Genomic DNA, 26,438 nt, shown 5'->3' with positions numbered 1-26,438 from the left:
TGTCACAAACGACCTATAGGAAGAGAGCAGAACAAGGGCTGATCAGATGACAGGCGCATCGCGGATCTTGGCGGTTTTGGGGCCGACAAACACCGGTAAAACACACTACGCGATTGAGCGGATGCTGGGCTATCGCACCGGCATCATGGGATTCCCGCTGCGGTTGTTGGCGCGCGAGGTCTATGACAAGATCGTTGCCATTCGCGGTCCCTCAGTAGTGGCGCTGGTCACCGGCGAGGAACGCATCGTGCCGCCTCGCGCCAAATACTGGATCTGCACAGTTGAGGCGATGCCACCGGGCATGGGCTGTGATTTTCTCGCCATCGACGAGATCCAGCTCTGCGCCGATCCTGAACGCGGCCATGTCTTTACTGAACGGTTGCTGAACGCCCGCGGCACCAATGAGACGCTGTTTCTGGGGGCCGATACCATGCGTGGCCCCATCAAGGCGCTGGTGCCAGAGGTGGAGTTTTTACGCCGCGAGCGGATGTCAGAGCTGGTTTATGGCGGTTCCAAAAAGATCAGCCGGATGCCGCCGCGCACGGCAATTGTCGGCTTTTCGGTCGACAATGTCTACGCCATTGCCGAGTTGCTGAAACGGCAAAAGGGCGGGGCGGCCGTGGTCATGGGGGCGCTGAGCCCACGCACCCGCAATGCCCAGGTGGCGCTCTATCAGAATGGCGAGGTCGACTATCTGGTGGCCACAGATGCCATTGGCATGGGGCTGAACCTTGATATCGACCATGTGGCCTTTTCTGCCACCTCCAAGTTTGATGGGCGGCGGATGCGTCCGCTGGCGCCAAATGAGCTGGCGCAGATCGCTGGGCGCGCGGGACGCGGCATGAGCCATGGCAGTTTTGGCGTTACCGGAGATGCCCGCCCGCTGGAGCCCGAGGTGGCCGAGGCCATCATGGAGCACCGCTTTACACCGCTGAAAAAGCTCAACTGGCGCTCAAGTGATTTGCAGTTTGGCACGGTCGAGGCCTTGATCCGTTCGCTCGAATCATTGCCGCAGGATGAGGTGCTGGTGCGCGCCCGCGAGGCGGATGATCTGGGAGCGTTGAAGTTCCTGTCGCGCGACGGCGGCATAATATCGCGCACAACCAATGCCCAATCGGTGCGCCTGTTATGGGATGTCTGCCGTATTCCGGATTTTCGCGGCATCTCGCACGGGGAACATGCCTCCCTGATAGGCGGGATATTCGAGTATTTGCACGGTGGTGGCGTGATTCCGGACGATTGGTTGGCGCGTCAGATCAAACGGATCGACCGGGTGGATGGCGATATTGACACACTTTCCAAGCGACTGGCCTTTATTCGCACCTGGACCTATGTCTCACAGCGTAAAAACTGGCTGCGTGACGAAAGCCATTGGCGTGGGGTGACTCGCGCTGTAGAAGACAGGTTGTCAGACGCGCTGCACGAGCGCTTGACTCAAAGATTTGTGGACCGGCGCACATCCGTGCTCTTGCGCCGGCTCAAACAGAAGGAGGCCCTTTTGGCCGAAGTGAATGACAAGGGTGAAGTGACCGTCGAAGGCGAATTTGTCGGACGGTTGGACGGGTTCCGGTTTACCCCGGACAAAAGCGCGCAGGGCGCCGAGGCAAAGACATTGAAGTCTGCCTCGCTGCAGGCGCTGGCGCCGCAATTCCATCTGCGCGCAGACCGTTTCTACAATGCACCCGATACCGAGATCGACTTCACCGAACAGGGTGGCCTGATGTGGGGCGACGCTGCCGTTGGTAAACTGGTAGCAGGTGCTGACCCGCTCAGCCCGCAGGTCGAGGTCTTTGTTGACGATGCCGCTGGTGCAGATGTTGCTCAAAAGGTGGAACGCCGCCTGCAGCATTTCATCTCACGCAAGGTTCAGGCCCTTTTTGAACCGCTGATCAACCTGCAAAAGGACGAAGAGCTGACGGGTCTGGCCCGTGGGTTTGCCTTCCGTCTGGTCGAAGGCTTTGGCCTGCTGCCGCGTCACGCGGTGATGCAGGAAGTCAAAGATCTGGATCAGGAGGCGCGCGGCACGCTGCGCAAGCACGGTATCCGTTTTGGCCAGTTCACCATCTTCATGCCACTGCTTTTGAAACCTGCTCCGACGCGTCTGCGTCTGGTGCTTTGGTCGCTGGCCAATGGTGTGCAGGAGTTCCCCGAGGCACCGCCTCCCGGTCTGGTCACTGTACCTGCCGCCAAAGATGCGCCGCAGGGCTATGACACCATGTCCGGCTACCGCGAAGCAGGCGAGCGGATGATCCGCATCGACATGCTGGAGCGTCTGGCCGACATGCTGCGCTCTGAGGACAGCCGTGGTGGTTTTGAAGCCAAGGCAGATATGTTGTCGATCACCGGCATGACGCTGGAACAATTTGCCGATCTGATGCAGGGTCTGGGCTATCGCGCCGAAAAAGGCGAACGCGCCAAGGTCAAAGCGGCCCCTGAGGCCCCTAAAGACGCCACCAATGCAGAGGCAGCAGTCGCCGAAACCGCAGAAGAAACTGCCGCAGAAGCCAAGCCTGATGAGGTTCCAGCAGCTGAGGCGGCCTCTGATGAGGCGCCCGCACCAGAGGTCGCCACTGAACAGGCCGCAGCCGCAGTTGAGGAGGCGACCGCCGAGACTTCAGCTGAAGCCACGGCATCTGCTGAAACTCCGGCCGAGATGGAGGTTTTCTTTACCTTCGCTTGGGGTGGTCGTGCCCGTCAGGGCGGCGGCAACCGAGGCCAACGCCGTGGTCAGGGTGGCAACCAATCCCAAAGCGCCGAAGGTGCCGGTGGCCAGGATGGTCAGGACCGTCGTGGCGGCAAGCCCCGTGGTCAGGGACGCTCCGGGGACCGCGCTGGCGGCAAACCCGGTGGCCGCCCTGCTGGCAAGCCAGGTGGCAAAAAGGGAGGCCGTCCGCAGCAACAGGGCGGCAAAACCTACTCTGCCCGTCCTCCTAAGAAGGAAAAGCAGATCGATCCGGACAACCCCTTTGCCGCAGCTCTGATGGGGCTGAAGCAGGGCAACTGATCCCGGATGGAGCCTCAGGCGGCAAAAATCCGGGTCGACAAATGGCTCTGGCATGCGCGGTTTTACAAAACCCGCAGCCTGGCAGCCAAACAGGTCGGCGCCGGGCATATTCGCCTAAACGGCTCCAAGATTACAAAAACGGCTCAGAACGTCACTGCGGGTGACGTTCTGACCTTTCCTCAGGGGCGACAGATTCGTGTGGTCGAGGTCGTGGCCATCGGTGAACGCCGTGGTCCAGCCCCCGAGGCACAGGCGCTTTATCTTGATAAGACGCCAAAACAGGACATTCTGCCTGCAAATCCGCGATTTGAAGGAAAAGGGCGCCCTGACAAGAAAACTCGCAGGGCACTCGATCTTTCTCGGCAGCAGGACTTCACGTGACATCTTGAAGATGGCGCGAGTCTGAACTAGCTAGTGGCCAAACAGCAAATGGGACGAAGCCCGCATGACCTACGTCGTTACGGATAACTGCATTGCCTGCAAATACACCGATTGTGTCGAAGTGTGCCCGGTGGATTGTTTCTACGAGGGTGAAAACACCCTGGTGATCCACCCGGATGAATGCATCGACTGCGGCGTTTGTGAACCGGAATGCCCCGCGGATGCCATTCGCCCAGATACCGAGCCAGACATGGATAAATGGGTCGAGTTCAACCGTAAATACTCGGAAATGTGGCCAGTGATCGTCTCCAAAAAGGACCCGATGCCAGGCGCCGAAGAGCGCGATGGCGAAGAAGGAAAGCTGGAGAAGTACTTCTCCGAAGCTCCCGGCGAGGGCGGTTGAGCCGCTTATCAACGCCGGGGGGTGCAGAAAAGTAATGTGCTTTCTGTTCAATAATCATCAGTTTTTGGTTGATTTTGGGGCTGAAGGGCCTGAACAGGACGACCCCCGCCTTTCGGAGGGGGTCTTTTTGTGATATGATCTCCGTCAGATGTATATGAAAATGGAACCCATACTGCGCGCCATGACTGATCTAGGGCGCGGATTGGGGAAATAGACCACGGTGACGATTGACCACCTGACCTGCTATGCGGATCGGGGGCGATAGCGTTGCCGTTGTTGTGTCGGGACTGTTGCATTTGGTGCGGCCCGGCTTCTAGAGCAAGGAAAGACCTGTATGACAAAATCGAAGAAGCTTGCATTCCGCCCTGACGAATATGTGGTTTATCCCGCGCACGGTGTTGGACAGATCATCTCGGTTGAGGAGCAGGAAGTGGCCGGCTTTGCGCTGGAGCTTTTCGTGATCACCTTTGAAAAAGACAAGATGACGCTACGGGTGCCGACCAATAAAGCAATTGAGGTGGGCATGCGCTCGCTCAGCTCGCCTGATGTGATTGCGCAGGCGATGAAAACCCTGAAGGGCAAAGCCAAGGTCAAGCGCGCGATGTGGTCCCGCCGGGCGCAGGAATATGAGCAGAAGATCAACTCAGGTGATCTGATTGCCATCGCAGAAGTGGTCCGCGACCTGCACCGCACCGATGATCAGCGCGAGCAGAGCTACTCGGAGCGCCAGCTTTATGAAGCGGCTCTTGAGCGTCTGACCCGCGAAGTGGCCGCCGTTGCCGGTGGTGATGAAATCCTCGCGGCCAAGCAGGTCGGCGATGTTTTGACCTCTCGCGTCGCGGCCTGATCGCCTTCCCAAACTGTGGGGATGATCGCATGAATTCAAATAGCCCGCTGCCTTAGGTCGCGGGCTTTTTGCTGCGTTCAGCTGAAGGTGGCGACGAGCAGCAACAATCCGGAGATCTCGCAGATCTGCTGGCATGCACCCAGAACATCACCCGTCTGGCCACCGATCTTGGCACGGGCCAATAGACCCAGCCCAAAGGTCATTAGGGTAAGAATCGCAAAAAGGGCAAGAGTGGCAAACCCTAGCAGGGGGAGCGAAAGTGCAACAGCGAGGCCAAGGCCAAGGCTGACGGCCCGCCGGGACGGGCGGCCGACGCTTTGCGATAGGCCGGACTGGCGGGCATTGGGCAGCGCATACATCAGCACAGGCATCATCGCTCGGCTCTGCAGGGCCAGGGCCAATAGGCTCCAGACCTGGCCATGGTCCAGGACTAGTGCCAGCACCTGCCAGCGCAGCCCAATGGCAAAGACCAGCGCCAAAACCCCATAGCTGCCGATCTGGCTGTCCTTCATGATCTCCAACCGACGGCTCGGGTCAAATCCCCCCCAAAACCCATCGGCACAATCGGCCAGCCCATCTTCGTGCATGGCCCCGGTCAGCAGCACCTGCACCACCAGAAACAGCCCGGCTGCCAACCCCGGTGGCAGGCCCAGTGCCAAGGCCGCAACCGCCAGCAAACAGGCTGGCAGGGTCACTGCAAGCCCCGCCAAAGGGAAAGCCCAGATCGCCTTGGACTGGCGCTGAAAGCTGCCACTGGACAGCCTGGGCAAGGGCAGGCGGGTCAGCAGGACCAGGGACAGGGCAATATCTACCGCAGATATGTCGTTTTTTCGCATGTGTGAGCCTCTTGAGGGACTTGCGAAGCAGCCATGAGTCGCTAAACAGTTTGCACCCTGATTTACGCGCGTCCACCACTCAGATGCAACGAGGCTTTACATGCTGCCAACTCCTATGTCTCTTGAAGATTTCCGCTCCCAGCTGGCGCAGGCCTCCGCTGCGGACCAAGCCTCGGTCGATGCGGCTGCTGCGCGCAATGGCCAGCTGACCAAGCCCCCGGGTGCCCTGGGGCGGTTGGAGGATCTGGCCATCTGGTACGGCGGCTGGCGTGGCACCGACCGTCCCGCAATCAATTCTCCGCAGGTGATTGTCTTTGCGGGCAACCACGGTGTCACCGCGCAGGGGGTTTCGGCCTTCCCGCCCGAAGTCACTGCGCAGATGGTGGTCAATTTTGAACATGGCGGTGCGGCGATCAACCAACTTGCCAAACTGGCAGGCGCGCGCATGGATGTGCATGCCCTGGATCTCGACAAGCCGGTGCAGGACTTTACCCAGGGCCCGGCGATGAGCGAAGCAGAACTTCTGGCTGCACTGCAGGCAGGCTGGCAGGCGGTAGACCCTGCGGCGGATCTCCTGGTGGTTGGCGAGATGGGGATTGGCAATACCACTCCTGCGGCGGCTTTGAGTTTTGCACTGTGTGGCGGCGACCCTGCAGACTGGACCGGGCGCGGCACCGGGGTTGATGATGCGGGCCTGGCCAACAAAACCCGTGTGGTGCGCGAAGGTGCGACACTGCATGGTGGCGCGATCAAGGATGGTCTTGATGCGCTGGCCTGCCTTGGGGGGCGCGAGATCGCAGCCATGGCCGGTGCCATTGCCGCCGCGCGTCTGTTGCATATTCCGGTTATCCTGGATGGGTTCATCTGCTGCGCCGCTGCCGCCTGCTTGCAGCGCACCAGCGAAGGTGCCTTGGATCATGCCATTGCAGGCCATCAAAGCGCCGAGAACGCTCATCCGGCCTTGCTGAAAGAGCTTGGCAAGGAGCCGCTCTTGTCGCTGGGGCTGCGTCTTGGCGAGGGCTCTGGTGCGGCCTTGGCTATTCAAGTGCTGAAGGGGGCGATTGCCTGCCACAGCGGCATGGCAACCTTTGCCGAAGCAGGCGTCACGGACGCTTGATCCGCAACTAGGAACACAGGTAACACAAAGCCCCGCAGCTCAGCTCGGGGCTTTTTGCGTGTAAAACCTCAGTCCTGATCCTTTTTCTCTGCCAGCTCCAGCAGGGCGGTTTCCAGGTCCTTTTCCAACTCGCGGGAGCGGGCGATATAGGCCGGGTTTTCGCTGGCTGGCGTTCCCGGTATCCAGAGTGAGGCCAATTCGCGGACCGTGAGGCGGTCATGCGCATAGAAGGTCTGTTCGGCCTGGGCCGCCTCATATTCGCTGAGGCCAATTTTTTCCAGCACATAGCGTCCGGCGCGCAGCGAGCTGTCGAACATTTCCCGCACGATGTCATCGGCCCCAGCTTTGTAGAGTTCAAAGACATGATTGCGGTCATGGGCCCGCGCAATGATATGCAGATCGGGATAGGTGCGGCGTACATAGGCAACCATGGTGACGGTTTTTTCAGGATCATCCAGAGCCACCACCAGGACGTGGGCCTTGGCAATTCCGGCCGCTTTGAGCAGTTCTGGCCGTGTCGGATCCCCGAGAAAGCTCTTGACGCCAAAGCGGCGCATCAACTGAACGGCGCGGATGTCGTTATCCAATAGGACCGTCTTGAAGCCGCTGGCCCGGACCAAACGGTTCACAATCTGACCAAAGCGGCCAATCCCGGCAATAATTACCGGCCCCTGTTCGTCGATCTCATCGGGTTCGTGTTCGACCCCCGGCTCTCTCATGAAATGCGAGAGCAGATCGTAGACAATGAACAAAAGCGGCGTGATCAACATCGACAGGGCGATGACCAGCAGCAGTTTTTCGGCCAGAGGTGCCGGGATCACACCCTGTTGGCGGGAAAAGGCCAGCAGCACAAAGCCAAATTCCCCGGCCTGGGCCAGACTGAGGGTGAAAAGCCAATGGTTGCGCCGCCTCAGGCCAAAGGCGCGGCCAACAAAGAACAAGATTACGCCCTTGGCGAGGATTACCAGCAGGGCCAGCCCCAATAGATCCCCGGGCTCGGCCAGCAGCAGCCGGTAGTTGATACCGGCGCCAACGGTAATAAAAAACAATCCCAGCAAGAGCCCCTTAAAAGGGGTGAGATCGCTTTCCAATTCATGGCGGAACTCAGAATTGGCCAGGACCACGCCGGCCAAAAATGCCCCAAGAGCCGGGGAGAGCCCGACAAGGGTCATCAGAAACGAAATTCCAACCACAATCAGTAGCGCCAGCGCCGTATACATCTCCCGCAGGTTGGTCGCATGAATAAAGCGGAACAGCGGCTGTGTAAGGTAGATGCCAGCCAGGACGATGAAGCCAATCATACCAAGCGTGGTGAGGGTCACGGCCCAACCGGGCATGCCGGCAACCAGGGAAAGCCCTTCATGCGCGGCTGCCGCATGGCTGCCGATTTCAGCAGGGTCAAGAACGGCAGCGCCACCGGAATAGGGCGCGTCGCTCATCGCCAGCAGGGGCAGCAGAGCCAGAATGGGAATAACAGCAATATCCTGGGTCAACAGCACTGAGAAGGAAGCCCGCCCGCCACCGGTCTGCATCAGACCCTTTTCTGAAAGGGTCTGCAGCACGATCGCAGTTGAGGACAGTGATAACGCCAAGCCAATCGCCAGGCTGACCTGCCAGGTCTCTCCTGCAACCAGGCCGGCAACCATCAGCGCCAGGGTGCTTAAGGCGACTTGCAGCCCCCCGAGCCCGATCAGCTTGTGCCGCATTGCCCAAAGCGCGCGTGGATCAAGCTCCAGGCCGATCAGGAACAGCATCATGACGACGCCAAATTCCGCAACGTGTTGAAGATCTTCGGTTTCAGCCCCGACCAACCCGAGCACCGGACCAATGATGATCCCCGCAGCCAGATAGCCCAGAACGGAACCCAGCCCGAGGCGTGATGCCAGGGGAACGGCGATAACAGCGGCAGCGAGATAAATTGTTGCCTGATACAGAAATGCGTCCATGTAATGGGTATCGCAAGGGATCCGCGCCTTGGCAACGGTTTTAGCAGCATTGTGAGCGGGCCCAATTTGCCTCCGCTCCTGACCGGGCCTACCGGGGCAGGCCGATCAGATGCTCAATGGGAAACGGCGGCCGGGTTTCCCCATGCCGCCGTGCCTCTGTTTCGTCAATCAGCCTAAAGGATGGGCAGTCTGACAATCCCTATTGATCCATCATCCGAATCTCATTGCTGAGTTTGGTGATATCGTCCAGGCGGCGCGAGATGCGTTCCTGGAAGACCCCGAGCTGGTCGATGATATCCGAGAGGGTTTCGCCAGATTCCGGCAGTCGTGCACTTTCGATCTTACACAGAACCCGGGTGGAACTGAGGCCCAGGAACTGGCGATGCATGACCTGGCAGGCCCGCATAATGCGTTCGGCTTCGTGATCTACTTCCTCGACACCTTTGCGGGCGCGTTCCATTTCGCTTGTGACCAGGTCGTTTAGGACCTCGCGCTCAGCATCCATATTCAATTTTTCGTAGCTGCGCTTTTCTGCATTAAGCTGTTCATGACATTCATTCAGAATGCGCGTCATGCCCTCGACAAACAGGCTGTTGGTGACGGCCAGCTTGATCGTGTTGAAATTGCTGTTTTCCCCCATCACATGCGCGGCAAACCAATCTGACATCTCACGCGACATGGCACCGTAATTCTGCGACAGAACCGTAACCGGCCCACCCGAGGGTTCAATCCGTGAGGCAATGACGCGTAGATTATGCGGGATGGTGTGCATCGCATCAAAGTCTTTCACCAGCCCCTGCGTTTCCTCCACCAAAACTTCGGCATTGGACATCATTTTGCGCAGATCGGTGATCTTTTGATCCTTGGGGCGATCCAGACCGGCATCACGCGCCAGCAATTCTTCGCTCAAGGCATGCGTGGCGAATTGGTGATAGTTCTCAAAACCTTTGCTGCGAATCCACTCGAGAAGCTTTTCAGCACTCTCTTCCGGGGAAAGGTCCTCATTGGTCTCGGCTTGCTGCAATTCCGAGTAGATTGCTTTGATCTCTTCAAATTGCGGGCTGCTGGGAGAGAGGCGCGCAGATAGGAAGCCGCCGTCACAGGGAACAACAACGGCAAAAACCCAATAATAGAGCCCGTCTTTTGCCTTGTTTTTTACATAGGCACCAATGCTGTCGCCTGCATTAAGCGTGTCCCAGAACAGTTGGAAGACACCCTTTGGCATATCCGGGTGACGGATGATTTTGTGGGGCGCACCAATCAGCTCTTCCCACTCGTAGTTGGCGACGCGTTTGAACACATAGTTCCCCGCCTGGATGACGCCCCGGCTATCGGTACGTGAAAAGAAAACCTCATTCAGGGCGAAGGGGGCTTCACCAGTCGAGGGTCGGGCTTCGATGCGACGGTCTTGAAAAGACAATGGAGCGCTCCACTACAAAAAGATTCAACCAAAACCTCTAGAGTGAAAACCTTCCTTTATTGTTAAGTTGGCAATGGGGCGTCACGTTTTAGCTGCGCCATTACGATTTGGCTTTGTACGCGGGCAACCGCTGGATGTGGCAGCAAAATTTCATGGATGAGTTGGTTGAGCGCCTGTAGATCGCTGCAATAAACGCGCAATAAATAGTCTGCCTCTCCTGTCATGGTCCAGGCTGAGGTGATCTCAGGGCGGGTGCTGACCAGGGTGCTGAAGCTCTGAGACTGTTCCGGACCGTGGCTGCCAAGGTTCACATGTACAAACCCCTGCACGGTCAATCCCAGCTTTGCCGGGTCTAGCCTGGCACAATAAGCCTGAATATAGCCCTCTGCCTCAAGCCGCTGCCGCCGCCGCCCGGCCTGGCTGGGCGACAGGTTGAGCAGATCGCCCAACTCCTGTGCGGTAAGATGCGCATTCTTTTGCAAGGCGGCCAGAAGTTTGGTGTCAGTTGAGTCGAGCATGTGCGGCATTTTCCCTCTTTCATAGCAATATGCGCGTAAATCACGCATATGAAAACCGGGAGACCCAGGAGAACGCGCAAAATATGCATTTGATCTGCGTTATTCTTATTTGGAACAGAGATTTAGCCCGCATCACGCGACTATTGGAGGAAACCACCATGGGACCATTCCCGCATAACGCCCCAAAAACCGTCATCAGCGAAGAAAACCCCGCTGGCACCGATGGCTTTGAATTTGTCGAATTCGCCAGCCCTGAACCACAGGAGCTACGCGACCTTTTCACCAAGATGGGCTACGAGCAAGTAGGCCATCATAAGACCAAGCCCGGTGTCGAGCTGTGGCAGCAGGGGGATGTCACCTATATCCTGAATGCCGAGAAAGGCAGCTATGCGGATAAGTTTGTCGCCGAACATGGCCCCTGTGCCCCCTCAATGGGCTGGCGCGTAGTCGACGCACAAAAGGCCTTTGACCATGCGGTCTCCAAAGGTGCCGAAGCCTATGAGGGCGACGATAAAACCATGGATGTGCCCGCGATCAAGGGCATTGGTGGCTCACTGATCTACTTTATCGATCAGTATTATGAGACCTCGCCCTACAACGAAGAATTTGAGTGGACCAAACAGTCAAAGCCGCGTGGCGTAGGTTTCTACTACCTCGATCACCTCACCCATAACGTCTACAAGGGCAATATGGACAAGTGGTTCAAGTTCTATGGCGAACTGTTCAACTTCAAGGAAATCCGCTTCTTTGACATCGAAGGCAAGTTCACTGGCCTGCTGAGCCGGGCGCTGACCTCGCCCTGTGGCCGTATCCGTATCCCAATCAACGAAGACCGTGGCGAGACTGGCCAGATCGTGGCCTATCTCAAGAAATACAAGGGCGAAGGCATCCAGCACATCGCGGTTGGCACCGAGGATATCTATAGCGCCACGGATGAGATTTCTGATCGTGGCATCACCTATATGCCTGCGCCTCCCGCCGCCTATTATGAGCTGAGTCACGACCGTGTGCAGGGCCATGATGAGCCGCTGGACCGGATGCAGAAACATGGCATCTTGATTGATGGCGAAGGCGTCGTTGATGGCGGTGAGACCAAAATCCTGTTGCAGATTTTCTCTAAGACAGTGATCGGCCCGATCTTCTTTGAGTTCATCCAGCGCAAAGGCGATGATGGCTTTGGCGAAGGCAACTTTAAAGCACTGTTTGAATCGATTGAGCGCGAACAGATCGCCAATGGAGAGCTGGACGCAGCTGAGTAAGCTGCTGCGCAAGCCGCTATCTTGCAAATGAAAAACAAGAAACCGGACCTCCTTGGGGTCCGGTTTTTCTGTTCATGGACCTGCCATCGGGGCTGTACGGAATTGCCGATGCGCGCAGAGCTCTAACCTAGGCACGCCGATTTGGCGAAGAAATCACCCAATATCAGACGGGGCTGTCAGAGTATTGGCTTCGGACACAGGTCAAAGCCGGAGCTTCACCGCAGGTCCGATGCCCATCAATTGCCGGGCAGCTTCAAGGTCGTATTGGTGCCGCGTTTTTGATACTGCAATTGGGTATCGCTGATCGCCACCACGGTTCCGCCATCCAGTCGATCGCCAATCCTGACCTGACGGGTGCGGCCACTGGGCATCAGAACCAGGGCCTGCCGGTTTGAGGGCTTGCCGGACACGCCGATGAGGTTGATGCGGCGTAGGTTGATGGCATTTTTGACGGTGGCCTGACGCGCCACCGAGGCAGAGCTGGGGATACTGGGGGTGACAGAGGGCGTTGGGACACTGGCAACCGCAGCAGCACTTGCTGGGGCTGTGGCGCGTTGGCGAGTGGCGCGATCCACCAGATTGGCAAAATTGGCAGGCCGCGCCCGTGGCGTGGTCGAGGTGGCAATTGCCAGGTTGCTGACGGGTTGGCTTTCCTGTTCTTCGGTCTTCAGGCTGGCGGGGCGGGCACGGGGGCGGACGCGGGCGAGTTCAGCGCGGCTCAGCCCGCCCAGTAGCGCGCGTTCGGCCTGTTCCAGCAGATCGGAGGGGCGTGGGCGTGGGCGTTTGCGCGACAGGCTGGCCAGGCGGGCGTTTTCGGCTTCGTCAGCAGCATCTTCAGGCGTCGCACGTGCCGGGGTTGGCGGCGGGGTAATGCTGGGCCGTCCGAGGTAGACCATAACCCCATCAGGGTTCAATGTGCCCTCTGGGGTGGCGGTTACCAGGCCACGATGGTCAAGCTCAAAATCGCTGCCCGCGGCGGCCGGCGAGCTGAGCGCATCTGGTGCGGGGTCGCTGTTCAGCTGGGGGGAGCCTGGCAAAGCGACGGCATCCTGGGACAGATCGCTGTTGTCGATTGAAGCGATGTAAATGTCGTCCAGTGAGACCAGGGCAGGGGCCTCGGCAATTTGAGGAACCTGTTGCCAGATGCCTGTTGCGGCATAAAGCGCCGCCTCGCTCAGAGCCTCAGCCGGGTCCTGCTCTGGAGCGCTGCCTTCTAACGCATCAAGCACGGGCTGGCCCGTGCTTGCATCCAATTGACTGTCTGTATCAGGCTGGTCTGTTTCGCTGGGCTGGGCGAGATTGCTCAGCTCAACAACGCCGGGGTCAGGCTGCCCGGGCAAGGCACTTACCTGTGGTGCGATACTGTCAGGCTCGGTTTCCACTTCCGCAAGCGGGACTTCCACCACGGTGGTTGGATCCGACGGGGTCGCTGATGGTTGATCCAAATTGACAGGCGTATCTTCGGTGCCTTCAGTTGTTTGTTCAGTGGGCTCCACCAGCGGGTCGTCTAGGGTTTCCTGCAGCGGTGGGCGTTCGGAGGAGAAAAAGACCCCGCCTTCAGTAAACAGGGCAAAAGCCGCGATTGCGGCCATGACCAGCAACAGGACGGCCGTCAGGATCAACCCCAGAAAACGAGGCTTGCCTTTGGCGCTGGCTAATCTGTCCTCAAGTCCTGCGTTGAGACTATCTGCAGCCTGCACCGCCGCACCGCTGGGGGCCGGACCTTTGGGGCGGGCTGAGGCAGGTGAGGAAGCTGGCGCTGAGACCGGGGGGGAGACTGGGGCAGGAGGCACGTTTGCAGTGCTCCCGGAACTTGGCCCAGCTGATTTCGGACTGGCGGGGGATTTGGTGCCAGAGGCCCCGAGCGCGCCAGCGCTCGTGGGTTTTGCTGCGCCGATCTCAGCAGGTGTTGCACTCCCAACCGGTTTTGCCACAGGTGCTGCAGCTTTTGTCTTTGCAGCAGGCGACGGCACCGGCTTGGCGGCGCCTGGGGCTGGATCGCTTGAAACAGCAAAAGGCGCTGCGCTGACTTGTGGCGGGCTGGCCTTTGCGGATCCTGCGGTTGCAGGGCCGGGCGCAGATGCCTTTTGTGAGGTCGGTGCCGCAGTTGGTGCCTTGCGGCGACGGCTGCTAAACCCGGCGATCGGCCCGTTGTCCTCGGCAGTGCTATCATCCTGAGCAGGCTGGTCGCTGCCTGGCTCCAAATCGGCAGGTGCCTTGGGCAGGGACTGGGCAGGCTGGGCCGTGTCGCTCTGGGCGCTCGGCGTTTTGGTCGGGGCAATGGGCGTGGCGTCTGCCGCCGCTGGGGGGGTGGGTTCAGCCACGGGCACTGGGGCGGGACCGATGTCCACCACGGCGATTCCATCTGGCGTAATCTCTGCGTCACCAAGCGAGGAGGTCGGCCCAAAAAAGGGCTCTCCCAGAAAGCCGGTCTCGCCTGGGGTCGCTACAAAGGAGGCCGGGGTGAAGCCGTTTTCAAGTGCAAAGCTTTCGGCCTCGGCCAGGGTTTCATGGGCGACGGCGGCGATATGGGTTTGGCTGCCGTCTTCGGAGAGATCAAAGGCCAGATCGGAAACCGCGTAGGGGGTAGCCCCCTCAAGTGCGGCTCGGGCCAGGCGATGGCGGCTTTCCAGATCGGAAATGCCGGTTTCTATGGTCAGGTAGCGGATCTGATCATTGGGGATGATCAGCTTGCACAGGCCACTGGGTTCCAGGGCGTCCCCCTTGGCCTTTAGGGCCGCCAGATCGCCAGCCAGATCAGCGCTGTCCAGCGCCACAGTACCGACATTGCGCCAGCCTCCGGCGGCGCGATGCAGCAGAACAATACCCTCTGCGGAAAGAGAAAGAGCAAACCCCGGTTTCATAATGCGGTCAAACCATCCAAATCTGTAGTGCCCGGACCGCGAGGAGTCCTATCAGGCCGTCAGAGCAGACCATAAAGCAGGACTTCGCCGAGTGAAAGGAAAAGAGCGCGCTTTCCCCTTGTCAGCGGCGATCTGCCATCCCCATCTATGCACAGAGCAAAGGAGCCTTAGCAATGAAAACAAAGACAGTTTTGGTAACCGCCCTGGCAATGGCCCTGACATTCGGCGCACCCCTCAGGGCAGAGCCAATGATAGATCGCCAGATCCAGGTCAGCGGAGAAGGCCGTGTAGAGGTCGCCCCGGATCTGGCAGTGATCACGCTGGGGGTCAGCAAAGAGGCCAAAGAGGCCGGCGAAGCCATGGCGCTGGTCTCTGAGGATATGTCTGCTGTGGTGCAGGAGCTGCGTGCCGTGGGGATCGCGGCAAAGGATCTGCAGACCCAGCAGATCTCGCTCCATCCGGTCTGGTCCAATGGCGGGTCTTACAGTGGCTCAGGGCAGCGCCGGATCACCGGGTTTTCGGCCTCCAATACCCTAAACCTGCGGGTGCGGGACCTTGATCAGCTGGGCGAGGTGCTCGACCGGGTGCTGCGCGCCGGGGCCAACCAGTTCCAGGGGCTGCGTTTCGATGTGGCGGATCACGCGGCCCTGCAGGACCAGATGCGGACCAGCGCTATTGCCGATGCGCGCCATAAGGCGGAAATTCTTGCACAGGCTGCAGGCGTCACCCTGGGGCCGGTACGCAGCATTACCGATCAGCATCAGGGCGGTGGGCATCCGATGATGGCGATGGAAATGTCGCGCAGCTCCCCCATGCCGGTTGAGGCGGGTGAGCTGAGCTTTTCTCATAATGTGCAGGTGATGTTCGATCTGGTGGTGCCTGACGGGGAATAGGTCTTTTGCCTGAATTTGATATGCAAAGGCCGGGCAATTGCCCGGCCTTTTTGTTGGTTTAGGAATGTGCTGTCAGGTTCAGCTGCAGGCCTTGGTCAGGGCCTGATCCATGTCGCGGATCAGATCGGCTGCGTCTTCGAGACCGATGGAGATGCGCACCACATTGGCGCCCGCACCTGCGGCTTCCTGCTGCTCTGGGGACAGTTGGCGGTGGGTGGTGGAGGCCGAGTGGATGATCAGCGAGCGGGTGTCGCCGAGGTTGGCCACATGGCTAAAGATCTCCAGGGAATCCACCAGTTTGATGCAGGCGTCATAGCCGCCTTTCACTGCAAATGTGAACAAGCCACCAGCGCCCTTGGGGTAGTTCGCCTGCGCGCGGTCATAATAGGGAGAGCTCTCCAAACCGGCGTAGGTCACGTAATCGACGCGGTCGTCCTGTTCCAGCCAGCTGGCGACAGTCATTGCGTTTTCACAGTGGCGCTGCATCCGCAAGCTGAGGGTCTCAACCCCCATCAGGGTGTAATGCGCTGCCTGCGGGTTCATCGTCATGCCGAGGTCGCGCAGCCCGATGGCGATGCCGTGGAAAGTAAAGGCGAGGCCGCCAAAGGTCTCGTGGAATTTGAGGCCGTGATAGGCGGGCTCGGGCGCTGACAGCGAGGGGAATTTGTCGCTGGCGGACCAGTCAAATTTGCCGCTGTCGATCACCGCGCCGCCCGTGACGGTACCATTGCCGGTGAGGTATTTGGTGGTGGAGTGCACAACCAGAGTGGCGCCCTGGGCAATCGGGTTGCACAGATAGGGCGTGGCGGTGGTGTTGTCGACGATCAGCGGCACACCTGCCGCATCGGCCACATCGGCCAGGGCGCGGATATCGGTGACATAGCCGCCGGGGTTGGCGATGGATTCGCAGAATACTGCGCGGGTGTTTTCATCGATGGCCGCGGCCACCGCTTCTAGGTCATCGGTATCGACAAATGTGGCCGACCAGCCAAAGCGTTTGATGGTCTGGCTGAACTGGGTGACGGTGCCGCCATAAAGCCGGGTCGAGGCAACCACATTGCAGCCGGGCTGCATCAGCGGGAACAGCGCCATGATCTGGGCCGCGTGACCAGAGGAGCAGCAAACCGCGCCAACGCCGCCTTCCAGCGTTGCCAGGCGTTCTTGCAGCACGGCAACGGTGGGGTTGGTCAGGCGGGAGTAGATAAAGCCAACTTCCTGCAGGTTGAACAGGGCAGCGGCATGGTCTGCATCGCGGAACACATAGCCGGTTGTCTGATAGATCGGCGTCTGGCGCGCGCCAGTTGCCGGATCAGGCTTGGCGCCGGCGTGGATCTGCAATGTGTCAAAGCCGTAGGCAGGTGCGTCACTCATTTGGTTTTCTCCCTCATCAGTTTTGTTGGCAAATGTGTAGGACAGCTTGCCCGTGGGTACAACGCAGGCGTGGTAAATCGGAACAATTGAGCCAGTAATGGGAGCAGCGCGGGAAAACATTCCCGATATCAGGCCGCTCAGGCCTGCTCAGGTCAAAACCAAGCCTGAATGAGGAGCGGGAAGATCTCTAGCGGATCCACAGACCTTCGGATTTGATCTTGTTGCGAATGGCCTGCTCGCGCCGGGGCAGGTGGTTCTGATCAAACAACGCCCGCACCCGCGCGCCGCGGTTCTGATAGACAAGACGCTTGATTGGCTCATAGGTCTTCAGCACTTTTTTGAGCCAGTTTGGCGCGGCAACCTCTTCCAACAGCGCAATCACCGCATCGCTCTCGCGGGCATAAAGCAATGGGAACAGCCGATAGTGACAGCTGACCTCGCCATCCAGATAGCCCTGGGGCATGGTATCACGCCCGCCGCCAAAGGAGTGGATGACCAGGGGCAGGGCAACCTGATCGAGCCAGGGATCCAGAGATTGCCCGACCAGTTCGATGGGAGGGTCTTTTTGAATGGACTGGGCATAGACCGCAAAGCGTTTGCCAAAGGCGCGCGGGCAGGCGCCGTAGAAAAAACCGGCATTAAAATAGAGGTAGCGTTTCCAGAACTCATCCGGCTGCTCCAGGTCCAGGGTGGAGTCCATATCGAGCCCAAAGCGCTCGTAAAGGGAGCGCCAGATTTCGGTATAGCCGGGTCCATAAAGTGTTGGTTTGGGCCAGGTGCCTTCGCGCCGCAACGAGGCAGAGGGGCGGTTGAAATCAAAGGGCACCGATGCCAGTTCGCCGGTGATCAGCGTGTCGCTGTCAAAAAACACAAAGGGCTCGCCTTCGGGCAGGGCCTGTAGCGCCTCGATTTTATTGCCATAGGGGTATTTTTCGCCAAAGATCTTGCTTTCAAAGGGCAGGATTTCGACGCCCAGGCGGGCAAAGGCCTCCAAGACGCCTGCATTGTGAATGCTTGGGTCTTTTTGCCAGAGCGGCCCTGGCTGCGGCACCGCGACAAACAACCGTCCGGAAAACCCAGGTGAGCTGTGGCGCAGAGAGGCGGCAAACAGCAGGGATTCATATTGCAGGCGGCCTGCCTGGCCGATGATCACGACGTTGAAAGACTGCTGCGCCATTGCTTTTCCTGTCTTCCGCCTCTTGCGAGCGGTTGGGGCTTGGGTATCTTAGGATCTATATTCGAAACCACCCCGAGGCAAAAGACAATCCGCGCAGATTGCGGTGCTGGTCCATGGGGCGCGACTTGTTTGTATCAGTTTTAGCGAGGTAATGATCATGTTGAGAACACTATCCGTCCTGGGGTTGGCACTGGGTCTGTTGCCGAGCGGGGCGCAGGCCGCGCCCTTTACCACGGCCGCAGAGGTCAAACCCATTTTGGCCGCCACACGGGCGAATTGGGTTTCGGTGCGCGAATATGAGGGGCAGGACCTGCTTTATGTGACCCATCTGTGGTCCTGGCGTTGTGGGCTGGACGGCATGCGCATTGGTGTCAATGGGGCGGAACCGGTGATCTGGCCCATGCCCCCCTGCCACGAGGATCAGGCGGCCCCCAATGCCATCCTGTCAGAGGATGGTTTGCCCTATGGCGTCTTTCCGCTGGGCTCTATCCAGCAGATTACCATCGATGTTTTTTATGACGATCGCACGATGGAAACGCTCAAGGTCAACCGGTTAGGCCAGCCAATTTCGCCCTAGACCGGGCAGGCGGCCCCTTTGAGGCAGAAAGGCTGGGCTAAGGCGCGATCATCGTTACGCCGGGAATACGCTGCACTGTCTCCATATCTTCTTCGTAGAAAGATGTGACAGTCTCGACGATGGCGTCGTTCCAGCCTGGCAGGTCGACCTCTTCTTCCAACTCGTCTTCGCGGACATATTTGTCCAGAAAGGCGGCAAAGACACGCCGCCGATGCATTTCTGACATCTCCGGGTGTTGCGCCAGATATTGGCGCAGCCGCCGCATGCCTTCGCGGCTCATGATAGCCGAGAGCAAATCCATGCCGCCATCCAGGCGCTGGTTCATCTCCAGTCCGGACATGTCACGGATAATCTGTGCCCAGATGAGAGGCATATCTTCAAAGCACCAGACGTTGATTGGCACTTCAGGAGCCGCCTGCCGTAGCCGGTTCAATAGGTCTGACCAGCGTAGGTTATAGGGATCAAGCTCGCTCAGCACCTGGGCCTTTCGATCCGGATGCGCGTTTTCGAGCAGGCCGGGCAGCATGGTTGCCGGATTTCGCACTCCTATAAACAGCTCCAACTGATCCTGGGCGAACAACTGCTGCAAGGACAGCAGCCGGGCCTCTGCTTCTGGGTAGAACTGGCTGCCTTCGATGGATTGGCGTGGCGAGCCAAAGAAATTGGCATTGGATAGAATGACCCTGTCGGCCTGTTCTTCTTCCAGGATCGCATCCCAAAGAACATCGCGGGCTTCAGCGGTGACTTGCCCCTCCTGGAGGGCTGCAATGCAATCTTTGAGCAGATAGCGATACTTGCCTGGGCCCGGCACAACGGTTCCGTGCTGGTGGAAGCGGTCCTTGTTGCGCAGCAAAGTCTTCAGCAGACGGTCCTCTTCGGTTCCATGTGCGCCGCAATGAAAAATGACCTGCATCGGGTCGCATATCTCCTGTCACCTGCGTTACCTCAGGCTTACTCCGCCGGGCTAGGCAGGTCAAACGGTCAGCGATCAGCGCGGATCTAGGGGGGGGCTCCCAGTGACGCAGCTTTTAAGAAGAGAGGTGATACCACAGCATTTACCATCCTTAACGCCCCGCCCCAATACTGGCTCATTCATGAGGCGATACCAAGGGCGGTTGCGATTGCAGAAGATAGGCAAAATACCTCTGATTACCGAAAATGCCTCAACCGCACAGCTCTTTTTCCCGCTCTGCAGGCTGGGTGATCTTGGCGCTCAAGCCACTGATGTTGTTTGGCTTTGCTGGGCAGGGGAAGGGTAACGGCCAAATGGGCAGGGGGGAAGAAAGCAGTGGAATGAAATTTCTTCCAATGGGGTCTTGCAAACAGAATAGTTTGGTGTAGAAGGACGCAGCAACTGCGAGGCACCATAAAGACGGCGCACCTAGGTCGCAGTAGTAAAAGTGCCCCTATAGCTCAGCTGGTAGAGCAACTGATTTGTAATCAGTAGGTCCGCGGTTCGAGTCCGTGTGGGGGCACCATTTTTCTCACAGTAAGTTGTTGATGTATAAGGGTAAGTACCCCTATTGCATCCGTTCCAACTACACGCTTAGCTACACAATGTGGGTTTAGGCTATGCGGAATGTGACTGTGAAATACCTCAGGAAGAATGACAGAACAGGTAGTTTCGAGTATCGGCGCAGAGTCCCCAAGTCTCTCGAGAAGCTGGTCAAGAAGCGCGAGTTCCTAAAGGTGCTGGGCAAGACCCAAAGCGAAGCAGTCATGCGCTACGGCGCTGAACATGAGAGAATTGAACATCTCGTGAGCTTGGCCAAGTTTGGCGTCACAGGCCTCTCCCCTATGGAGCAGTCAAAGAAGCTGGCAGTATTGCTGGAAAGCTGGGATGCTGATCCGCACAGCGCTGGGCGAGATGACAATGAGCGTACATGGCGCGGTGAGGCTGCTGCTCAATTGGTGGACAAATACCAAGACCCGGCATCAGGCGAATATGTAGGAGTGCCAGAGGAAGACGGTCTGCTGGCTAGTGCTCTCCTTGGAGGTGTCTCGAAAGAAACCCCTCAGGTGACCGTGACGGATGCCTTTGCGGCCTATCTGGTTGAAAATGCCCTCAAGATACCTGAGCAACACAAGAAGCAACGGCAGCGGTTTGCCCGGTCTGAGAAGAACCTGATCTTTATCCTTGGAGGAGATATGCTTCTACAGGAGGTCAAAAGATCAGATGCACGCAGATGGCGTGACATGCGCCTCAAGCAAGTAGCTCCCGCCACAGTCAGGCGAGAGCGCAATGACATCGGAGCGGTGTTTAGCTGGGCAGTCAGTGAGATGGAGGGCGCTGGAGAGGTCAACCCTTTCAAGGGGATGAAGCTTGAAACGCCTAAGGAGGGTAGACGAGATCAGCGTCTTCCACTGGATCAGCTGGTTATTGATAGGGTTTACGAGGACCTACAACCCCACAAAGATCTGCTGCATATATGGACTCTCTTGGATTACACTGGAGCGCGACCTAGCGAAGTCAGGATGCTGCGGGTCTCTGAGATAGTGCTTTCTGCCCCTGTGCCTCATATCGTTATTCAGCCAAGGGCCGATAACACCCTCAAAAGCACATGGTCAGAGAGAAAGATCCCCTTATTGGGCCCAGCGCTAGAGGTTGCCGGAGAGCTGGTGAAAGGCAAGGAGGGAGCTGAGTGTGCCTTCCCGCGCTATGCAGTGACAGGTGGTCAAGATCGCCTCTCACAGGCTCTCAATCGCCGGATTAGAGGGTATACAGACAACCCAAAGCACGTTGCCTACTCCTTGCGTCACAATATGAAAGACCGGATGAGGTCGGCAGAAGTGTTTCCTGAGAAAGCCAAAGCTCTCGAGGGTCATGCCTTCAGCGCTGGGCAGGATGGGTCATATGGCGGCGGATACCCCTTAGAGCAACTTCAAGAGGCGCTTGAGAAGGCCTTTAAGAATTACCGACGAAGAAGTTGCGTTTAATATGCATGCGCATATTGGGAGGCCGTGGGTCGCGCTAGCTCCCCTTTGGGTGGGCAAGTTAATAATGTCCCACTTTGAACCCAGATTGACCTAAGTTGCACGGCGCAAGGTTATCAGCACTATTTGTCGCTCGTATCCATCTCAATTTGGCTGACAGCAGAAAGAGCTGTGAGGCAGACAAACACTCAGCATCGTTCTTCGTACTCCGCGAGGACTGCATGGCCGTCCCCGAGCCCATCAATCAGGAAATCGGAGCGTAGCCTCCTTACATAGGGCATTAGGATGCATGCATGACGCCGGGCTGTTTCACCGAGATGCGCCCTTATGACGCCCTCGTCGCAAGCACCGATTTGGATGCAGACCTGAACTTGGTCATAAAACCCCGTGAGTAAGATGGCATCCTGATTAAAGTCTTCTTTTTGAGATTCTTGGCTAACAAGCTGTGTCAGCATCGTTTCCATAGTCTTTCGCGGAATCACAACACCTCTAAGTTGACTCAAAGGCAGTCGATTTATCGTGCGGCGAATATTTGACTGAGCCGAAAGCAGTTCACCTGAATTGAAACGGGCAAGCATGTCATAGGAAGCGACTTGACGATTTTGCAGCTGGTCAGATTGATAGGTCCAGACAGCAAGGGCCAAGGCACCAATGATCGTGAGATTGGCCAATATTTCAACAAGTGCATCCCATCGCTCGAGGGAAGTGAGCCGGTTCCCTTCAGAGTGCGTTGATTTGATGATCACTTTCGCCCGACGGCTTCGATTTAACCTTCGCATTCGACGAACTTTGGAAAACGCGTGAATTCTCCGCCAAACACGATCATTTCGGAAGCTAGACATTTAAGCTGATCGGGCGTGTAGCTGATCATCTTGTCAAAAGAGACGGTATTTGTGCCCGTTTTAATGTCACCTATCCCACCAAAACTCTCCTGACCGTCCAGTGCTCCCGCGAACATGTCAACGTTTGGGCACTGTTCAACTAGGATCAAAATCAGGTCTCCAGGTTGGGCTAGGTACTGATCACGGTTTTCGAGGATGCACTGTGCTTGCGCTTCAGGGATGACCCAAAATGTATCGTCTGCGCAAACGGCCGTCGCGAGTAGTCCGAAACCTATGCTTGTAACAAAACTGTTCATGTCAACTCCATTTTCAGCTTTTAAACGCTACCTCGACAGATGCTAAATGCAAAGCTGGAAGGTGTTGAGTGGGAACGAGGGCTCACCGAGTATTTGCGACAAGAACACAGGTGGATAGTAAGATGTGAGACGCACTTCAGGTATCCGTAGTCTATCATTCGAAAATACAACCCTTGAAGCCCTTGCAACAGCTTCTGCCTGACTTCGATTGAGTTTAAGTGCGATAAGCGTTTCACCAGTCGATTGGATACCGGCGACTACGGCCACCCTAGTTTGTACAAGGAGGCTATCGACCATCACATCAAACCTAAACCCAGAGAACTCAGAATAATCGCTTTTATACGATTCAGCGTCCCCATAGCTAAACACAGGAGAAACAGAACTACCTCTGGGGGGCAAAATGTAAGTTAGGTAAAAATTTCCGTCATTGCTGCAGTACAGGCGAACCCGACGTTCTGAAATAGAAGTTTCAGCTTCTGCCAGCACGCCGTCCCCAAAAGCTAAGATTGACCATTCGCCTAAACTATCGGAACCACCTGCGATCCCAAATTCAACTTGTTCATCTTGTCCAATGAATCGAATCGGGTCAGCTGGACCAACTTTCGATGCGAGTTGATATAGTCTCGGGTCAATCCCCATCTCAACTAAATACTCGACGATCACCCCTGATGTATATTGATCCATTGCGTTCATAAAATAACTTTGATTGCCTGCCACCAGAGCCGCACTCTGAAGAAAGTCCGGATCGTGAAACTGGTGAAAACCTATAGAATTCCCCTCTTGGATCGACCGGTTAATACCACCAAGGAAGGCATACGCGCAGGCAGACACGCACCCTCCATCGTTGAAGACCTCATCCCAATGAGAGGATCCATGCACGACACGACCAATCGACGTACCGAGACCATATTCGCGAAACAACCTCCCCAATTCCAGCCCTCCCGCGAGAGATCCGCCTTCTGAGTTCAATACAACCCCAAAGCCATCACTGTTGGTTTTCATAAATGTTCGAAATTTGTCCGGTGTATCATCGGTAATGCGCCCTTGGGCTGAGATGAACTGACAGCCGAGACAGTTTCCACCGTAGCTTCCATGCTCAAACTGCATGGTTTCTTCTGCCAAACAATGTGAACTTAGCCAAGAAAGGCAAATAGCCAGATACGCAACTTTAATCATTCGAAACATAACTCCAGAAGACGTGAGGGAAGGTGGTTTTCCTGCTGTAGGCCTTGAATGGCAAAACTGATAGCGAGGGCATCGAACTCTGTTCGCATTACCCCTCCATCAACCCCAGAGAAGAAAAAAGCTTCAGCCGCGATTATTGACTGCGCCGCTCGCGCTCCAATCGAAAACTCGACTCTAGCTAGCTCACCATTAGAAAAGTCAAACCCAATAGTTTGGGCCTTAAACTGAGAACCATCGGCAGAAAATTCGATAATTCCAGATTTACCCTGAATAGCGCCTTGGATGTTCAGAATGGTCTGTTGGCCCGCCTCAAAACCAAGGATATGGCCATAACGCCGAGAGCAATTAAGGGTGATGGCCCGACCACTTACTGCAGTTTCTGTTCTTGCACGGAACCAGTTACCTAAAGGCTCAGCGAACCAATCACTTGGCTGGTCCGATGCATTGTCAATACTATACTCCAAGAGTAAATCTCGGGGTAGTGATCGACCTGAAGATTCTGTTATCGGATTCACTGATGCTGCTACGGTGTATGCTCGAAGATCGATCCCCATTTTGACAAGGTAGTTGACCACTTCACCTGTTCGAATCTGGTTTTCGATCCGAGACTTAATAGCTTCGTCACCTGAAAGGGTCTGACCCGCAGTACCTGCCGAGGCCAGATCTGCTTGAAACTGGGTTAACTTGAGCTCAGTACCAACGGGAACAAGTCGTTGATTGCCGCCGAAGAAGGCAATAGCGCACCCGGCAGTGCACTCCCCCTCATCAAGCTCTTCATACCAAGGGCCGGAATAGTTGACGGATGATCCAACAATCGTTGAAAAATTCCCGTTCCGGATAAGCGTCCCGAGTTCCATCGCTGCGGGAATATCACTACCAGACCCCACGATTCTAACCGGGCCACCTTTGGGACCTTCCTCTCGTACAAAGGCCGCGAAATCTGCAGGTGTATTCGCCGTGATCTCGCCGCTGGCTACAACCCAGCAGCAGTCGTAGCGATTTCCGCCATCGCTCACAATTTTGAAGGTCATTTCTTCAGCTGTTGCGATGGCAGAAATGAACGAAAATAAGAAAATAAGAGCGAAACAAAATTTCATTTGACCAACCACGGAAAACATCAAGTTAATATATGCCCGGCCAGAAGACCTTACTCTTCCAAGTGTTGCAACCTCTTACCGTGTGGTTCAATGGAAGTTCTGCTGTTGATCGCTGTTCTTGCTACTAGTGAAAAGCCAAGGCAGTCATTGGCGCAAGAACAGCGAGCGGCAGTTCCCTCCACATTCCCCCCTCCAGCCCCCAAGTTTTGCTGCATGCCTTATCAATGACAGGCTTCGCGCCTCATGTCAGTATTCAGCCAAGGGCCGATAACACCCTCAAAAGCACATGGTCAGAGAGAAAGATCCCCTTGGTCGGCCCTGCGCTTGAGGCTGCAAGAGAGCTTGTGGAGAGCAAGGGGGGGCTTGGCCTGCCTTCCCTCGTTATGCAGTGGCAGGCGGCCAGGATCGCCTCTCACAGGTTCTCAATCGCCGGATTAGAGAGCATACAGGCAACCCAAAGCACGTTGCCTACTCCCCGCGTCACAACATGAAAGAGCAAATGAGGCAGGTAGAGGTGTTTCCCGAGAAGGTCAAAGCAATCGAAGGTCATGCGTTCAGCTCTGGGCGGGATGAGTCATATGGTGACTGGTATCCGCTAGAGCAACTTTTAGAAGCACTAATTGGGGCTCTCAGGGGGTGCCGACAAGTCATTTTTGAAGGTGACTGAGGGGCAGTATCTCGTACAAGAATGCGGTTGATGCCCACCTCTCTATTTCTGAGGGGTGGGCCGCTTCGATTAATTGGAGGGTAGTGAAGGTGTTTTGTAGGCGTCAACAATCGCAGTGGCCTTTGTTGCTGCGATACTTCCAGATTTCACTTTACCTGTGAGGTATGTTGAGAGCTTGTCTTTGCGATATACATCACGCATCCATTTGCGAAAATCCCCCAAAGCTTCTTCGGGATAGCAGTAAGCCTCCTGCGGACCTGCGGCAGATTGAGGATAGTAGCTTGGATACTGGTGCATGAATTTGTCACGCATTCTGAGCAGCCCCACTTGAGTGGTCCAAATTGAAAGTTAGTGCATGGTTGGCCTTTGGTCCATCGGGACGATGGTCTCTGGCGCAGGTGGGCGGTAGCCCAGAGCACTGTGGGGTCGTTTGGTGTTGTAGTGTTTTCTCCAGCTTTCGATAATGATCTGGGCCTCTCGTAACGAATAGAAGATTTCACCGTTCAGCAATTCATCCCTCATTCGCCCATTGAAGCTTTCGCAGTATCCGTTCTCCCATGGCGATCCAGGCTCGATGTATGCGGCCTTGGCCCCGACAGCCTTGATCCAGCCTCTGACGGCCTCAGCAATGAACTCAGGGCCATTATCTGATCGGATGTAAGAGGGCACGCCTCGCAGAATGAACAGATCCGTCAGAGCATCAATGACTTCGTTCGCGTTCAGCTTCCGCTTCACCCGGATCGCAAGACATTCCCGGCTGTGTTCGTCCAGAATGTTCAATGTCCTGAAAGCCCTGCCATCATC

At 56.8% G+C, this 26,438-nt stretch carries 23 protein-coding genes and 1 tRNA gene; 10 read left to right on the top strand and 14 right to left on the bottom strand.

Annotated features, from left to right (window positions below; all coding sequences use genetic code 11):
• Positions 1–46: 46 nt before the first annotated feature.
• The 4 genes from ED661_RS04410 (at position 47) to ED661_RS04395 (ending at position 4,635) form a co-directional block, all read left to right on the top strand.
• On the top strand, positions 47–3,004 hold the full coding sequence (locus ED661_RS04410; protein ID WP_122072742.1) for a helicase-related protein: 2,958 nt from the start codon (positions 47–49) through the stop codon (positions 3,002–3,004).
• Positions 3,005–3,010: 6 nt separating this feature from the next.
• Entirely contained in the window at positions 3,011–3,385 is a 375-nt protein-coding gene (locus ED661_RS04405; protein WP_122072741.1) for an RNA-binding S4 domain-containing protein, read from the top strand.
• Positions 3,386–3,449: 64 nt separating this feature from the next.
• Positions 3,450–3,788, top strand: coding sequence for a ferredoxin FdxA (gene fdxA / locus ED661_RS04400; protein WP_122072740.1), 339 nt, complete (start codon positions 3,450–3,452; stop codon positions 3,786–3,788).
• A 334-nt stretch (positions 3,789–4,122) separates the two neighbouring features.
• On the top strand, positions 4,123–4,635 hold the full coding sequence (locus tag ED661_RS04395) for a CarD family transcriptional regulator (protein ID WP_009809189.1): 513 nt from the start codon (positions 4,123–4,125) through the stop codon (positions 4,633–4,635).
• Positions 4,636–4,712: 77 nt separating this feature from the next.
• Here ED661_RS04395 and cobS read toward each other — a convergent pair whose 3' ends face one another.
• Positions 4,713–5,471 carry an adenosylcobinamide-GDP ribazoletransferase gene (cobS, locus tag ED661_RS04390; RefSeq protein WP_122072739.1) on the bottom strand — a complete coding sequence of 253 codons (759 nt, stop codon included), beginning with the start codon at positions 5,469–5,471 and terminating at the stop codon, positions 4,713–4,715.
• A 100-nt stretch (positions 5,472–5,571) separates the two neighbouring features.
• Between cobS and cobT the strand changes: the two genes are divergently transcribed.
• Positions 5,572–6,588: a nicotinate-nucleotide--dimethylbenzimidazole phosphoribosyltransferase gene (cobT, locus tag ED661_RS04385; protein ID WP_122072738.1), complete on the top strand. Its 1,017-nt coding sequence runs from the start codon at positions 5,572–5,574 to the stop codon at positions 6,586–6,588.
• Between the two features lie 68 nt (positions 6,589–6,656).
• On the opposite strand, the gene ED661_RS04380 is transcribed toward cobT, so the two are convergent.
• The 3 genes from ED661_RS04380 to ED661_RS04370 form a co-directional block, all read right to left on the bottom strand.
• Positions 6,657–8,534, bottom strand: coding sequence for a monovalent cation:proton antiporter-2 (CPA2) family protein (locus ED661_RS04380; RefSeq protein ID WP_122072737.1), 1,878 nt, complete (start codon positions 8,532–8,534; stop codon positions 6,657–6,659).
• Positions 8,535–8,733: 199 nt separating this feature from the next.
• Positions 8,734–9,954 carry a PAS domain-containing protein gene (locus ED661_RS04375; RefSeq protein WP_122072736.1) on the bottom strand — a complete coding sequence of 407 codons (1,221 nt, stop codon included), beginning with the start codon at positions 9,952–9,954 and terminating at the stop codon, positions 8,734–8,736.
• Positions 9,955–10,016: 62 nt separating this feature from the next.
• Positions 10,017–10,472, bottom strand: coding sequence for an Lrp/AsnC family transcriptional regulator (locus ED661_RS04370; RefSeq protein WP_122072735.1), 456 nt, complete (start codon positions 10,470–10,472; stop codon positions 10,017–10,019).
• 158 nt (positions 10,473–10,630) lie between these two features.
• On the opposite strand from ED661_RS04370, the gene hppD reads away from it, so the two are divergent.
• Positions 10,631–11,731, top strand: a complete 1,101-nt coding sequence (hppD, locus tag ED661_RS04365) for a 4-hydroxyphenylpyruvate dioxygenase (RefSeq protein ID WP_122072734.1) — start codon at positions 10,631–10,633, stop codon at positions 11,729–11,731.
• Between the two features lie 236 nt (positions 11,732–11,967).
• Here the strand turns inward: hppD and ED661_RS04360 are convergent, their stop codons facing one another.
• Positions 11,968–14,595, bottom strand: a complete 2,628-nt coding sequence (locus ED661_RS04360; RefSeq protein ID WP_122072733.1) for a hypothetical protein — start codon at positions 14,593–14,595, stop codon at positions 11,968–11,970.
• A gap of 173 nt (positions 14,596–14,768) precedes the next feature.
• Between ED661_RS04360 and ED661_RS04355 the strand changes: the two genes are divergently transcribed.
• Complete coding sequence (locus ED661_RS04355) at positions 14,769–15,488, top strand: SIMPL domain-containing protein (protein WP_122072732.1); 720 nt, start codon at positions 14,769–14,771, stop codon at positions 15,486–15,488.
• 78 nt (positions 15,489–15,566) lie between these two features.
• Here the strand turns inward: ED661_RS04355 and ED661_RS04350 are convergent, their stop codons facing one another.
• Positions 15,567–16,859, bottom strand: coding sequence for an O-acetylhomoserine aminocarboxypropyltransferase/cysteine synthase family protein (locus ED661_RS04350; protein WP_122072774.1), 1,293 nt, complete (start codon positions 16,857–16,859; stop codon positions 15,567–15,569).
• Positions 16,860–17,046: 187 nt separating this feature from the next.
• Positions 17,047–18,036 carry a hypothetical protein gene (locus tag ED661_RS04345; protein WP_122072731.1) on the bottom strand — a complete coding sequence of 330 codons (990 nt, stop codon included), beginning with the start codon at positions 18,034–18,036 and terminating at the stop codon, positions 17,047–17,049.
• Between the two features lie 151 nt (positions 18,037–18,187).
• Between ED661_RS04345 and ED661_RS04340 the strand changes: the two genes are divergently transcribed.
• Positions 18,188–18,613: a hypothetical protein gene (locus tag ED661_RS04340; protein WP_122072773.1), complete on the top strand. Its 426-nt coding sequence runs from the start codon at positions 18,188–18,190 to the stop codon at positions 18,611–18,613.
• Between the two features lie 37 nt (positions 18,614–18,650).
• Here the strand turns inward: ED661_RS04340 and ED661_RS04335 are convergent, their stop codons facing one another.
• Positions 18,651–19,526 (bottom strand): hypothetical protein, encoded by an 876-nt coding sequence (locus ED661_RS04335; protein ID WP_122072730.1) that lies wholly within the window; start codon positions 19,524–19,526, stop codon positions 18,651–18,653.
• Between the two features lie 489 nt (positions 19,527–20,015).
• Here ED661_RS04335 and ED661_RS04325 point away from each other — a divergent pair.
• Positions 20,016–20,091, top strand: a tRNA-Thr gene (locus ED661_RS04325).
• Positions 20,092–20,185: 94 nt separating this feature from the next.
• Positions 20,186–21,550, top strand: coding sequence for an integrase (locus ED661_RS04320; RefSeq protein WP_122072728.1), 1,365 nt, complete (start codon positions 20,186–20,188; stop codon positions 21,548–21,550).
• Positions 21,551–21,735: 185 nt separating this feature from the next.
• On the opposite strand, the gene ED661_RS04315 is transcribed toward ED661_RS04320, so the two are convergent.
• The 6 genes from ED661_RS04315 to ED661_RS04285 all read right to left on the bottom strand — a co-directional run.
• A complete protein-coding gene (locus ED661_RS04315) occupies positions 21,736–22,293 on the bottom strand; it encodes a hypothetical protein (RefSeq protein WP_162930035.1) in 558 nt (185 codons plus the stop codon).
• A 20-nt stretch (positions 22,294–22,313) separates the two neighbouring features.
• Entirely contained in the window at positions 22,314–22,685 is a 372-nt protein-coding gene (locus tag ED661_RS04310; protein WP_122072726.1) for a hypothetical protein, read from the bottom strand.
• Between the two features lie 42 nt (positions 22,686–22,727).
• Positions 22,728–23,861, bottom strand: a complete 1,134-nt coding sequence (locus ED661_RS04305) for a hypothetical protein (protein ID WP_162930034.1) — start codon at positions 23,859–23,861, stop codon at positions 22,728–22,730.
• Positions 23,858–24,991 (bottom strand): hypothetical protein, encoded by a 1,134-nt coding sequence (locus tag ED661_RS04300; protein WP_162930033.1) that lies wholly within the window; start codon positions 24,989–24,991, stop codon positions 23,858–23,860. Before ED661_RS04300 ends, ED661_RS04305 begins: the two co-directional genes overlap by 4 nt.
• 712 nt (positions 24,992–25,703) lie before the next feature.
• Complete coding sequence (locus ED661_RS04290; RefSeq protein WP_162930032.1) at positions 25,704–25,946, bottom strand: hypothetical protein; 243 nt, start codon at positions 25,944–25,946, stop codon at positions 25,704–25,706.
• Between the two features lie 36 nt (positions 25,947–25,982).
• The coding region (locus tag ED661_RS04285; protein WP_162930031.1) for an integrase core domain-containing protein at positions 25,983–26,438 on the bottom strand (456 nt) is incomplete at its 5' end.

The sequence above is a fragment of the Pseudophaeobacter sp. EL27 genome (assembly GCF_900313025.1).
Classification (GTDB): Bacteria; Pseudomonadota; Alphaproteobacteria; order Rhodobacterales; family Rhodobacteraceae; genus Pseudophaeobacter.
Note: the sequence above shows the minus strand (reverse complement) of the source record. Positions and strands in the feature narration are given on the sequence as shown.